At 55.9% G+C, this 13,867-nt stretch carries 7 protein-coding genes and 1 tRNA gene; all 8 read left to right on the top strand.

The genetic code is table 11. The features are described 5' to 3' along the window. The first annotated feature begins 370 nt into the window (after nucleotides 1-370). Nucleotides 371-3,880: a BspA family leucine-rich repeat surface protein gene (locus OZX67_RS07895; protein ID WP_277142343.1), complete on the top strand. Its 3,510-nt coding sequence runs from the start codon at nucleotides 371-373 to the stop codon at nucleotides 3,878-3,880. An 825-nt stretch (nucleotides 3,881-4,705) separates the two neighbouring features. Then, a complete protein-coding gene (locus OZX67_RS07890; RefSeq protein WP_277142341.1) occupies nucleotides 4,706-7,654 on the top strand; it encodes a BspA family leucine-rich repeat surface protein in 2,949 nt (982 codons plus the stop codon). Between the two features lie 380 nt (nucleotides 7,655-8,034). Continuing rightward, nucleotides 8,035-8,373 carry a hypothetical protein gene (locus tag OZX67_RS07885; protein ID WP_277142339.1) on the top strand — a complete coding sequence of 113 codons (339 nt, stop codon included), beginning with the start codon at nucleotides 8,035-8,037 and terminating at the stop codon, nucleotides 8,371-8,373. 247 nt (nucleotides 8,374-8,620) lie between these two features. Beyond that, nucleotides 8,621-9,187 carry a 4'-phosphopantetheinyl transferase superfamily protein gene (locus OZX67_RS07880; protein ID WP_277142337.1) on the top strand — a complete coding sequence of 189 codons (567 nt, stop codon included), beginning with the start codon at nucleotides 8,621-8,623 and terminating at the stop codon, nucleotides 9,185-9,187. A gap of 382 nt (nucleotides 9,188-9,569) precedes the next feature. After that, nucleotides 9,570-11,825 carry an exo-alpha-(1->6)-L-arabinopyranosidase gene (locus tag OZX67_RS07875; protein ID WP_277142335.1) on the top strand — a complete coding sequence of 752 codons (2,256 nt, stop codon included), beginning with the start codon at nucleotides 9,570-9,572 and terminating at the stop codon, nucleotides 11,823-11,825. A gap of 342 nt (nucleotides 11,826-12,167) precedes the next feature. After that, nucleotides 12,168-12,238, top strand: a tRNA-Gly gene (locus tag OZX67_RS07870). A 153-nt stretch (nucleotides 12,239-12,391) separates the two neighbouring features. Beyond that, nucleotides 12,392-13,141, top strand: coding sequence for a hypothetical protein (locus OZX67_RS07865; RefSeq protein ID WP_277142333.1), 750 nt, complete (start codon nucleotides 12,392-12,394; stop codon nucleotides 13,139-13,141). 281 nt (nucleotides 13,142-13,422) lie between these two features. Beyond that, nucleotides 13,423-13,692: a 30S ribosomal protein S15 gene (gene rpsO, locus OZX67_RS07860; RefSeq protein ID WP_277142331.1), complete on the top strand. Its 270-nt coding sequence runs from the start codon at nucleotides 13,423-13,425 to the stop codon at nucleotides 13,690-13,692. The last annotated feature ends 175 nt before the right edge of the window (nucleotides 13,693-13,867 follow it).

Genomic DNA, 13,867 nt, shown 5'->3' with positions numbered 1-13,867 from the left:
CATTATTTTAATACAATAAACGTTATCGAATGGCGTTTCTCGTCAAGTGCTTCGCTTTGTCATACCGGCTTTATGTTTTCGATGAATTTGCCGAAGATGATGGATGGCATCGCGCCTTCGCGCTTTCAAGGCTTTTGCAGTGCGGCAGTGTCGGAACAGCATATTTTCAGCGGTCAATATGATTTTTTCATTTGTGCAGACAACTTTTATATTCTAATAAATAGTCATCTCGTAAATATTTGTCGTAATGCATTGTTATACTAATAGTGAGCTAATTGGGGATTTAGAAGCTGCATTGTGGGCAGCGGTGCTAGGTTCCGGCGGTTGATGGCACGACGAGTGGTATCAACCGCAGAGAGGATGAGAAGCGATGAGGTCTTTCAACAAAGCAACCATTGGTCTGATTGTTGCCACTGCGATGCTCGCGGGGACAGTCGTTACGGGAGCTTCCGCCAACGAAATCATAGGGGCTCAGATCCAGCCAGACAGTGAGGCGACTACTTCTGTTCAGGAGTCTACGTCCGCCGCGGGCGAAACGGCCAAGGATGATGGACAAAAGGATGCATCGGCGTCCGGCACGGCGCAGGGGAGCGCCTCGGGAAAGTCGCAATCCTCGAGCGCCGAGTCGTCTGCTGGAAGTCAGAGCGAGGCCAAGTCCGGCCAGCCTTCGGCCCAGTCCCAGGAACCGGCGTCTACCCCGACCCCGCAAACTGGGCGGCAGCCACAAGCGCAAGGCGGCATGGATTCTTCGATCAAGTTCCAGGCGGATTGGGGCCCTGATGGCGACAGTTCAGATGCGCACTGGTACATACAGGAAGTCGGTACGAATCAATATGTAATGCATATTGGTCCGGGTGTGCTTGCCGGTGAGCATAATTCACCGAACGAAAAGTTCGCTTACGATTCGGTTGCCGAGTCATTGAAGAAAAATATCGTGCGTATTGTCTTTGATGATGCTCCCAATACGCATGTCGTACCTTCGACCCATTTCTACTTCAATGGATATCAGAGACTTGAGCAGATCGATAATGTAGGAGATGTTGATTTCAGCGGTTTGCAAGGGCCGGCTCAAGAAGGGCACGAGCATTTCGATTTTTTGGGCTCCTTTGCAAGCAATCCCGTGTTGAAGAGTCTCGACCTGACTGGTTGGGGCACAAGCCGTAGCGCTGCGGGTGCTGGTCTTCCCGGTAGCAAGGCTTCCAGCAAATGGAAGACGAAAATGACCCTCAGCATGGGGACTATGTTCGCTTATGATCCTGACCTGACCACAATCACCGGTCTTGACGATTGGGATACCTCCGCTGTCACCAGCATGAGCTTCATGCTCCGAATCTTGGACGGGCGTTCGCAGCTGCGTTCCGTCGGCGATTTGTCACGCTGGGATATGAGCAACGTGACTGATACCCAATACATGTTCCAAGGCAATGGCAGTCTCGAAGGCCTTGGCGATCTCTCCGGTTGGGATCTCGGAAAGGATGAGTGCACCGAATATATGTTCGACGGCGCCTCGTCCATCGGCACTCTCGGCAACGTCTCCCACTGGGAAATGGGCAACGTCACCGATATGCAAGGCATGTTCATGGATATGCACAGCCTCTCCGCTTTGCCGGGTATCGGGAGCTGGGATGTGAGCAAGAATATGTGGTTCAATTCCATGTTCCAGAATGATTCTGTGTTGACAAAGCTCGACCTGACTGATTGGAACACCGATTCCGCCACTGAAATGTCCTACATGTTTTATAACTCTTTTGCTTTGACGCAGATCAAAGGGATTGAGAATTTCAAGACCGGCAAGGTGGCTCATATGAGCGGGATGTTCGGTGGCGGCTTTAGCCGGGTCGGTTCCGTGACCACTTTGGATGTTTCCGGATGGGACACTTCGAATGTTGTCGATATGAGCAACATGTTTAGGAGCCAACAGAACCTGACCGAGATTAAGGGGCTCCAGGATTGGAATGTCTCCAAGCTCGTCGATATGTCTGATATGTTTTGGGGTGATTACAACCTCACGACAATCGATCTTTCTGGTTGGGGTACCGGTGCTGTGACTGTAGGGCCGGATGCTTTTCCTTATGGCCTGAAATCCCTCAAGCTTGGTCCGCAGACCAAAATTAAGGATACATTCTTTTATTCGGAGCCCAGTGGATCTGGTGCCGTTGAATCCGACGGCTATACCGGCCGTTGGGCGCAAGCCGATGAGGGTGGCGACTGGGCCAGCGATGCCACGCAAGGTGATAATGAGTCGCTTTCCGCGCTGACTCAGACATCGGACTTCAAGGGCGGCACGTTTGTCTGGCAGGAGTTCGCCGAGGTGAGCTTCCGCAAGAACGCCCCTAAGGGTGTGAAGGTGACTGGGAAACCGGTGACGATTCGCAAGGTGGGGGCCGATGCCAGCAATCTTAGAATCAAGGTTCCGCGTCTGATGTTCCATGCCAAGAACTACAAGTTCTTTGGTTGGAATTCCGGCAAGAATGGCGGTCAGGTTCTGTATAGGAAGGGTGACACCATCACCAACTTCAAGCGTGGGGAGAAGATTCGTCTCTGGGCGCAGTGGCAGAGCAAGTCTGTGCCTATGACGCCGGTTACCGTGAAGTACACGGTTCATTATGAGGCGGATGCGCCGGAAGGTCTGACGGCCGGCGGTGCCACCCCTGATGACGTGTTCACGGTGGTTCCCGCCGAAGGGCTCGACCTGATGCGTTATCCGAGGACGGTCGCGGCCAACGGATTTAGCGTGGATGGCTATAAGTTCGTCGGGTGGAGTACCGAGAGTGCCGAGTCGGGTGAGCCTAGAAGCAGGTTCCTTCCGGGTCATGAGATCTTAGTGGCACCTGGCACGACGACGTTGTATGCGGTGTGGGAGACGGCTCCTGTTGACACGGGAACGACCCTGGGGCCTGTTAAGCCTGCCGGGCCTACCAAACCGACGACCCCCGCTACGCCGGCGGAGCCCACGATCCCGGCTGGGCCGGCTACGCCCCCGGCCTCATCGGTCACGCCGATTCCTCCGGTGACTCCGCATCTGCCGGCTCCCCCGGCTCCGGTGGCTCCTCCGACCAAGCCGACGAATCCGCCAGCGACCCCGGCAAACCAGCCCAAGCCGGTCACCCCGGTGAATCCGAGTAAACCGAAGCCAGCGACTCCGGCAAACCGGCCCAAGCCGACGACTCCGGCAAATCCGAATAAGCCGAAGCCAGCGACCCCGGCAAACCGGCCCAAGCCGACGACTCCGCCAACGACTCCGGCAAACCAGCCTAAACCGACACCGGCGACACCGGCGAGTCCCGCGGCTCCGACTTCATCTCCTACATCTACGGCACCATCAGAGCCTGCTGGCCCGGTGGCTCCGGTGTCTCCGTCGACTTCTGGTGTGATTCAACGTGCTCAGGCCGGTAATGCGGTCGTGCCGCAGGCGGCGGTGACCCCTGTGGCCGCATTGCCTGCCCCGGCTCCTGCCCTGGCGGCTGCGCCTGCCCCGGCGTTCGCGCCTGCGCCTGGTGCTGCAGGCAATGCCCCGGCTCCTGTCACCGGCAACGACGGTGTGGCGCCGGTACCGCAGCAGCAGCGGCCGCGTCCGACCTGCATTCCCGAGGACGTCTATGGACGGATGAAGTCCGGCAAAGGCACCCATCCCGTCTATTGGATCGAGCCTGACGGCACCGCTTACGTCCAGAAGGCGTGGAGCCTTTCGGACTACAACGGTCTGCCGAGGTGTTCGATTGAGGCCACGGCACCAGCATCGGGTGTGCGTGTCGGTTTCAACTTCCTTTGGTTGCTGATTTTCCTCATCCCCCTGTTCCTGCTGTTCCTTGCCTATCGCAACGGCGGCTACATCGTGGCGCGCCATCGTGATTTGGACTCCGCCGAGATCTCGAAGTAGGGTGTTTCCCGTCGCCGAAGGGTCCTGATTGGCCGTCCGGCGACGCGGACCAGGCAGCGGCATTGTTGGCCCCATGCCTGACTGCTTGAAGGCTCTGAAGAAGTGTCCACCACTGTTGTGCTCGGTGGTGGACACTTCTTTCTAACGGGTTTGCGGGGAGTCCATCTTAAGATGGACTCGATATGGTTAACGTTTTGTGTTTCCGTCTACCCGGTATTTTCATCCGTTGATTTTTCTTTTTTAAAATTGTTCAGTATTCATTTCAAGCCCTGTTTAGTGGCGTGGAATTCAGTATAATTATTCACCCGCTTGTATTATAAGTTGTACTCTTATTCCAAGAAATCAGTGGTGCATTCTACGCTGCGTTTATCGGAATGTATTAATTATTAACGTTTTATATAAAACATATTTTCAGACTTCGTCAATCGTATGTTTTGTTTCTAAAAGCTAATAAATCATTTGATTTTGCGATAATATATATTCACTCTAAGCTGAAATGTCAAACGTTTTTCTAGAAATCTCATTACTAGCATGTGACGCGCGATACAATAACGAGTATTGCAATTGTGCTCACCGTATTGTCATCACCATGTTCGATGAATATCCTGCATTATCGTTGAAAAGGCGAAGGTCAAGGAAGCATTGCGAAACGAGAAAGGGAAAGAAATATTGAAGTCGTTAAGTAAAGCGATTGTCGGCTTGCTTGTAGCGTCGGCGCTCGCCATTGGCCCAGTTGTTAGTGCCTCGGCCGAAGAAACGCCCCAAAGTGTTTCAGGGCAAGAAACAAGTCAGTCCGAAGTGCCACAAGGCGCAGACTCACCACAGTTGGCCCAGTCAGACGGTTCGCAAAAAACAGCAAAGTCCGAGGAGTCCCAACAGCCGCAAACGGGTGCTTCGGCTCAGGCGGGAAATTCCGGTTCTGAAGCTCAGTCGCAAACGGTAGCTTCCTCTCAGGTAGGCAAGTCCGGTTCTCAATCTCAGCTGCAGCCCGACCAGAAGCCAATCGTCGAAGACAAGCAGTCATTGCTGGTGCCTTCTCCGCAAACGCAAGAATTGCCGGGTGCCCAAGGTCTTTGTCCGAGCTCTGCGACCGGCACGTGGGGGAATGTTCCTGGTGCGGCTCCCTATCGTTTCGAAGCCCCCAGCGCTGGAGGTTGTGTGGTTCACGTAGGTGCCGGCACCGTCGGAATCCGTGGCGATGCGCCGTGGAGTTCGAACGTCAACCCCGGAATCGAACAGGTGCTTACCGGCATTGTCTTCGATGGCCAGGTGACTCCGCGCAGTGTCGACGAAGGCTCGTTGTTCTCCGAGCTTCCCCAGCTGACTTCCATTCAGGGGCTGGACAAGCTCGACACCTCTCATGTCACTGCATTCGGCGCGATGTTCTACAATCTTCCGAAATTGCAGAGTCTCGATGTCACCGGCTTGAACACCTCAAGCGCCACCGACATGAACAGCATGTTCAATACCGATCCTGCATTGACCAGCATCACCGGCCTTTCCGGTTTGAACGTGAGCCATGCGACGAATCTTTCCGGCATGTTCCAAAGTTCAACCGCTTTGCGCTCGCTGGATTTGAGCGCTTGGCATCCAACCGCTTTGAAGGACACCGGCCTTGACCGCATGTTTTTCGGTACCACGTCGCTGAGCCACCTCACCGGACTGCGCAACTGGGACGTCTCGAACGTCACTTCATTGAACAGAACCTTCTCCGGCACCAGTCTTGAGGCCTTGGATCTGAGTGGCTGGAACGTCTCGAAGGTGCAGGTGTTGCAGGCGACCTTCAGCAACATGTTCTTGATGCCCACCCTCGATTTGCGCAACTGGAACCCCACTTCCTGCTGGAATTTCAACCAGCTCTTCATGAATGACCGAGCGTTGACCAGCGTTCGCGGCATCGAAAACTGGACGACCCCGGCGGCCACCAACATGGGAGCGACTTTCGCTGGTGCTTCCTCGTTGACTTCGCTCGACCTGCACAACTGGAATACCGATCACGTGACTCATTTGACACAAACGTTCACATATGCGACATCGTTGAAGACGATCAAGGGACTTTCTAACTGGAATACCTCCAACGTCTCCGACATGACCGGTATGTTCCAAGGCGACACCGCACTTGGGTCCGACAATGCGGACCATGCTTTCAACGGTATTTCCGGTTGGGACGTCACTCACGTGAGCACCATGGCCTCGATGTTCGAGGGCTGCAACAATCTGTGGTCCCTTGATATATCCGGTTGGAACTCTGCCCCGATACCCGCCGACGGCAAGCACAACGTTCTCCCGCAGGGCCTGCGTAAGCTCACCCTCGGTGCCAGCACCAAGTTGCCGGCAAGTTTCTTTACTTCCGAGCCTTCGACCGTCCCGGTCGCTTTCGGCAATCCGGCCACGCCTGCCAACGGCTATTCCGGTCGTTGGACCAAGAGCGACGACAGCTGGACCAGCAGCGCGATGGGTGACAGCGAATCCCTCGCTGCGTTGACCCAGGCATCCGGTTTCGCCGGCGGCACGTTCGTCTGGCAGCAGCAGGCCACGATTCACTTCGACGCCAACAAGCCGAGCGACGCAAGCGCCAGTGTCACCGGCAGCGTTCCCGACGCCGTCAAGACCGGTGCGACGGTCAATTCCGTCGACATCCCGGCAGGGCAGTTCTATCTCAACGGATACAACATGGTTGAGTGGAATACTGCAGCCGATGGTTCTGGTCAGGATTACAGTGTGGACGGAACAGGCAATATCCCGGTCTCCGGCAAACGAAATGTGACCCTCTACGCCAAGTGGTCGCCCAAGAGCAACCCCGTAAGGAGCGCGCACTACACGGTGAAGTACCTGGCCAACGCCAATCCCTACGGTGGCGATGACCTTACCGATGATTTTACGGTTGAGACCTCCGATCCGAGCGTCGACTTCAACCATTATCAGCGTCCCGCGCGTGCCAACACCTATACCCGTACCGACTACAGGTTCATCGGTTGGTCCTATTCGCGCACCGACAATGTCAATCTCATCGCTCCCGGTGAGCCGCTGATTCTTGAGCCTGGTACCACGACGCTTTATGCGCAGTGGGAGAAGGTCCCGGCCCCGGCTCCGGCTCCGGCTCCCGCTCCGGCCCCCGCCCCAGCGCCAACCACGCCGCCTTCGAACACGAACCAAGGCAACGATAACAGTGGTAACGACGGTAACGGTAGCGACGGCAACCAGAACAACAACGGCAACCAGCCGACGATTCCCGCTTCGAATCCCGCAGCCGACAACGGCAAGGGTGGCACCACGGTGGTCTACCGGACGTTGAACACGCCCACCTATAACTACCGCACGGTCATCAACAACCCGGCGCCTGTGTTGGGTTCGGCCTCGCCGACCAGAAGCAGCGTGGCCCCGCTTGCTCCGACGGTGATCGTTCCGCAGAGCAACAACGGCTCCGCCAACTCGGACAACGGCTATGTTCCTGACAACAATAACGGCAACAGCACCAATGACAACAATGGAAACTCTCCGAAGAAGTATGGCAGGACCTATAAGTGCGCGCCGATTGTCCAATCCGGCTACACTCGTGGTGCCGCCTGGATTGAGCCCGCAGCAAGCGAACCGGTTTGTGTGCCCGCCAATACTGACTCTTCTGCCCAGAAGCAAGGCTTCAACTGGTGGATCCTGGTCGCGGTGATCGTAGCAGCTGTGGCGCTGCTTGAGGCCGGTTTCATCTTCGGCAAACACCAGGAGGAGAAGAACGCCGAGTACGCGGGAGCACCCGCACATTACAGCGGGCGGTAAAATCCCGAGCAGGTGCCGCCTTGAGTATCTGCGAGCCCGTTTCTCTGAAGGCCAAGACGGGTACTCAAGGCAATATCCGGCGTGAACGGAGATGGCGCTGCGCTCTAAATAATCGTACGGCTCCCGGAAACGGGGACCGCACCTGATGATTGAAAGAAGTGGCGGTTGGCATTGAGTCTGTCAACCGCCACTTTTTTATATGCTGAGTAAAGCCGTTAAAGAATTATCTTCCTCTTTCTTCTTCTCTTTCTTTCGTTGTTCGGTTCAGGCTTTATGTCGTTTTTCATGCTGTTTGTGCCAGATATTTGATAAATCGAGAAACGCCGTGCAATGACCATCTTCTAATTGTGTGGCGGTTTTCTAGCGGTGGTCTCAACACCATGACCGTTCCGAAGAAGGTCCACCCGAAATGCATGCCTGATGACGTCGCCCGCAGGCTCAAGAGCGGCCAACGCCATGCCAAGAAGGTCGCGTGGCTTGAAGCCGATGAGACCGCATATGGCACGCCTGCCGCGTGGAGCGATTCGGATTACGAGGGACTGCCGCAATGCTTCTTCGCAACGCCTGCTTCCACAGGTGTCCAGGTTGGTTCCAGTTTCAGTTTCTGGTGGCTGCTGGTGTTCCCGATCCTCCTGTTCTTGCTGTTGCTTGCCTACAGGAATGGCGGCTACATTCTGGCGCGTCACCCCAATCTGGACTCTGCCGAAATTTCAAAGTAAGTGATGTCTCGATGCCGCCCCGCGATTCTGATTGATTGTATGGCGGCGTCGGGCTCATCCAGAGTGTATGAAGACGTCCCTTGGTGGGAATATCCATCGGGGCCTCTTTGTTTTTGTCGCTGGTTTGTCGCCACTTTCGCTGGGGTTGTCCGACGCCAGCTTGTTGTTGTCGGATTTGCACGACTGTATATGTGGTGATTGACCGTGGTGGCCTTTTGAATTCATGTCGGGCAGGTAGCATGAAACCGTGATTGACGTCAAGGTTAGCGGTGAGGCAAAGCCCCATGGTTCGCTCGTGCTCGGACTGGGGCACGATGTGGTGGATGTTGCCGATTTCGCCCAACAACTGGATGAGCCGGGTTCGCGTGGCAGGCTGCTGTTTTCTGCTCGTGAGCTGCGGCAGGCCTCGGTGCGTGCCAGGCTCAAGCACGACGATGAGGCAGCGCATCTCGCCGTTCGCTGGGCAGGCAAGGAAGCCGTGCTCAAGGCGTGGTGCGAGGCACTGGGGGAGCGCCCGAATCCATACACACTTGACGATTTTCCGTGGGCCCAGGTCGAGATTCTCGATGATTCGCGCTCGCGGCCGCGTGTGGTATTGGTGCGGGATTGCGAGGCTATGCTGCTCAAATCGTTGGGTGCAAATCAGACGGAAACGGCGGTGACTGATGAGACGTCATCGGCTGAGGATTCGTTTGCGTCCGATCGGCAGTTGCGGGGCACACAACCGCTGGCGTTGCGTTGGCACGTGTCATTAAGTCACGATGGACCGGTTGCTTCGGCCGTTGCGGTGCTGGTGGGTGGTTTCGGACTGTGAATTTTGGGACTGTAAGTGTTAACAGGCTCAGAGCGAAACTGTACTCCGGCGTCGTGGTGAACATAACCGATTCACTTGGGTTTTGACGTTATCTAAGATTTGCATCCGGCAATAAACAAGTGCCTGGACAGGTGCGATGCCGTCGTCTTGGCAGGGGAAAATATTTTGCCGGGCGGCGGCTTTTCGTCGGAATTTATTTTATGGTGATTTGTCTGATATCAACGACGATGGTTTATGCTAATATGAAGCTACCTACCGGTCGGTAACTAAGCGGTTATCCTGAAGCTACAGGAAAGGCCGGATCGGCAATAACTGAACGTAATAAAGGTGTACGGCAGGGCTCAGTGATGAGTTTTGCTTGCAATACAAGAAAGGTTGCACAATGACCAATCAGACAACACCAGTAACCGACGCCAAAGACCTCAGCGTAGAAGAGCAGGCGGCGCTGACCAGTGGAACCAATCCGTGGAGTATTGGTTCAGTGCCCGAAAAGGGACTGCCGAACTATACGATTACCGACGGCCCCCACGGACTGCGCAAGGCGCAGAACCTCGAAGGCATGGACGTCGAAAAGGCCGTTCCGGCCACCTGCTTCCCCCCGGCCGCTGGCATGTCGTCAAGCTGGAACCCGGATCTGGTACGCGAAACCGGCGAGGCGATGGGTGAGGAATGCATCCAGGAACAGGTCGCCGTCATCCTGGGCCCTGGCATCAACATCAAGCGCAACCCGCTGGGCGGCCGCTGCTTCGAGTTCTGGAGCGAGGATCCGTACCTGGCCGGACACGAGGCCTGCGGCGAGATCGAAGGCATCCAGTCCAAGGGCGTCGGCACTTCGTTGAAGCACTTCGCAGCCAACAACCAGGAAACCGACCGTATGCGCGTAAGCGCCAACATTTCGCAGCGCGCGCTTCGTGAGATTTATCTGTCCGCCTTCGAGCACATCGTCAAGAAGGCTCAGCCGTGGACGATCATGTGCTCCTACAACAAGATCAACGGTGTCTATTCTTCCCAGAACAAGTGGCTCCTGACCGATGTGCTGCGGGGCGAATGGGGCTTCAAGGGCATCGTCATGTCCGACTGGGGCGCCGTGCACGACCGTGCCGCAGCCCTGAACGCCGGCCTGAACCTTGAGATGCCGCCGACCAACACCGATGCCAAGGTCGTCCACGCGGTTCGCGACGGCGAGATGACGCCTGAGCAGCTCCAGAAAATGGCCCAGGGCATGATTGATCTTGTCAACAAGACCCGTCCTGCCATGGAAAAAGGCAAGGCCGGCTATCGCTACGACATCGACGCCCATGATGAGGTCGCCCGTCGCGCCGCCCGCGAGGCCATGGTCCTCTTGAAGAACGAAGATGGCCTGCTGCCGGTAAAACCCGGCACCAAACTGGCCGTCATCGGCGAGTTCGCCCGCACCCCGCGCTACCAGGGCGCCGGCTCGTCGCTGATCAACCCGAACAAACTCACCAGCTTCATGGACGCGCTGAAGGACCGCGGTATCGACGCGGACTTCGCTCCGGGCTTCACGCTCGAAGACGATCCGCAGGACCCGGCTCTGACCGCTGAGGCCGTCAACGCCGCCAAGGGCGCCGACACCGTGCTGCTCTTCCTCGGTCTGCCCGCCGCTTACGAATCCGAAGGCTTCGACCGTACTTCGCTGGCTATCCCGGCCAAGCAGGTCGAGCTTCTGAAGGCTGTTGCCGCCGCCAACAAGAACGTTGTGGTCATCCTTTCCAACGGTTCCTCGGTCTCCATGCCGTGGGCTGGCGATGCCAAGTCCATCCTTGAAGCATGGCTGTTGGGCCAGGCTGGCGGCGCCGCAACCGCCGATGTTGTCTTCGGCGATGTGAGCCCGTCCGGCAAGCTCGCCCAGACGATCATCAACGATTTGGACGACGATCCGACCATGATGAACTGGCCGGGCGAGGAAGGCCACGTCGACTACGGCGAGGGCGTCTTCGTCGGCTACCGTTACTACGACACCTTCCACAAGCCCGTCGTGTATCCCTTCGGCTATGGTCTCTCGTACACCACGTTCGACATTTCGAACGCGAAGGCCGAGAAGACCGGCCCGCAGTCCGCTCGCGTCACCGCAACCGTGAAGAACACGGGTTCTGTGGCCGGCGCCGAGGTCGTGCAGTTCTACGTGGCCCCGCCGAAGGAAGCCGTCGCGCGTCCTGTCCACGAGCTCAAGGGCTTCAAGAAGGTCTATCTTGAGCCGGGCGAGTCCGCCGAGGTCTCCATGGATCTCGATTCCCGTGCGTTCGCCTATTGGTCCGAGCGTTTCGAAGACTGGAAGGTCGAGGAAGGCACCTATAAGATCGAGGTCGCCACGTCTTCGCGCGACATCGCCGACACCGTCTGTGTCGATCTGGAAGACGACGGCAAGGTCGCCAAGCTCACCAAGTGGTCCACCTTCAAGGAATGGAAGGACGATCCGGTCGGTGGCCCGATTGTCGAGAAGGTGGTGGCCAAGCTCAACAAGCAATTCGGCCACAACATCATGCCTGACAGCAGCCTGCTGGTGATGTTCGTCGACAGCTGCACCGTCGGCGGCATGGCCATGATGCTCGGTGCCGACGTCGCCGAGGAACTCACCAAGAACCTCCTGGCGGAATATGCCAAGGTCAGCAAGTGACAACATTCATCCTACCGGGCAATCGATGATCGTTGAGTAGCCCAGGTGAACGTGCAGCACGGAAGCGTTGATACATCATTATCAGCGCTTCCGTGCTTTTTCTTTGACTTATTGAAAAAGAAGAATGGCTTGATTCCGACATTTTTAAAATTGGGTTTCGGCATTGGTGCAGCACGGAATATCGATTGGCATCCAATTCATCGTTTGGTGCTACGTGGCGGTGATTGGAGAATATTGTCGCTTCATCGATCGCGCAAGTCTATGAACGTGTCGCCAATTCCGAGCTTCGTGTATACTAAAAGTCGTTGTTTTGTGGGCTCTAGGAAACTTGCAAAACGGCACGCGGATGTAGCTCAATGGTAGAGCCTCAGTCTTCCAAACTGATTACGCGGGTTCGATTCCCGTCATCCGCTCCCATTGCGGGGGTGAGCGGATGACGGACTTATGGCATATATAAGGTATCGTTTCACCGTCGTTTTTGGTGCCACTAAAGGCGTGACAGATGTTTCGTGACACTGGAAGGCTTTGATGGGGCAGTGCGAAAAGGTTCGTAAGATCAATGAGGCATGGCCATGACGGATGATTCGACAGATACAGACCACGAGCCCTCAAAAAATTCCTCCCAGAAGGCCGCACTTTCCGAAAAGCCGGAAAAACGTAACGAAGCCGTTGAAATCGTCGAGGGCAAAGTCGAGAAAGTCAGTGTTTCCAAGCATCCCGAAGCCTCCATCCCCAAGACCGAGCTTTCCTTGGCCGACATCAAACGCAGCCAGTTTCGGCCGATTCGCTGGGTGGTCTATCTGGTCATTCTGCTGATTGCCATCATCGGTCCGTATTGGATTGGGCGTGTGTTTGCCGTGAAGCATACCGCACAGATAATTAAGCTGTTGAGCCCGTTTGCGCCTCAAGGCGTCGCTCTCGTTTCGTGGGCAGTGACCGTTTTCGCGCTCGCCACATTCGCGCTTTCGTTTGTGGAGGCGCATTCATGGCTATGGCGCAACCTTTTCCTGCTTCTGCTGGCTTTCGAGCAGCTGATTGCAGGCGTTTCGCTCCTGAAATTCAAATTCTGGTTTTCGACGTACGTCATGTATGGCTCCTCGTCGGCGCTGCCGAATGCGGCGAACCTCGGCATTATCGCGGCACTGGTAGCGGCTGGTGTTTACGCGATTCTCTTCGTCGGCCTCTTGATCGGCATCAAAAAGAATTCCCCGCTGAATGTGCTGACCCGTAGCTGGGCTTCATTCCTCATGTACTTCGTCATCGAAGGCATCGCCCTCTTGACCGTCCTCTTCAGCGGCCTGCTCACCGCCGTGTAAGAGGTTTTCGTCAGCCCAGCGAGGTCTGATTCCAGTGGGAAAAGCACTAAATTAAGGCCAAAATGGTGCTTTTCTCCCTGAAACGCTACTTACTGAGGAGAAAAGCATCTTTTGGGGGCGTTTTTGGTGCTTTTCTCACTGAAAGTTGGATATCGCGACGATGAGGTTTCATTCATCCGTACCTCTTCCTATACTTGAAACTTGGCGTGTATTCGCCCGCGGATAGAGAGCGCTTCGGCACAATGCCGATGGCACCGCGCAGCAACTATAAGGAGGATGCCGTGGCACTTACGGCTGAAGAAAAGCACGAGATCGTAACCAAGTATGCGACGCACGAAGGCGACACGGGTTCCCCCGAGGTTCAGGTTGCGCTGCTGAGCAAGCGTATCTCCGATCTGACCGAGCACCTGAAGACCCACCAGCACGACAACCACTCTCGTCGTGGCCTGCTGCTGATGGTCGGCGATCGTCGTCGTCTTCTCAACTATCTGAAGAAGGTCGACATCAACCGTTACCGCTCCTTGGTCGAGCGTCTCGGTCTTCGTCGTTAACTGTTTTATGCCCGGGCTTCGTGCTCGGGCTTTTTCAGAGGTTTGGTTGGACATAGACGGTAGTAAAAGTCTAATATTGTTCGCGAGTGAAGAAAAACCGACGACCCTAAGGTGAGGGTCGATAATTGAAATATCTGGATATGTGTTCCGGCGAGATCGCCGTCAATGCTGCTTC

The sequence above is a fragment of the Bifidobacterium sp. ESL0728 genome, assembly GCF_029392015.1.
In the GTDB taxonomy this organism is placed as follows: domain Bacteria; phylum Actinomycetota; class Actinomycetes; order Actinomycetales; family Bifidobacteriaceae; genus Bifidobacterium.
The sequence above is the reverse complement of the archived record's forward strand: the minus strand, read 5'-3'. Positions and strand labels throughout refer to the sequence as shown.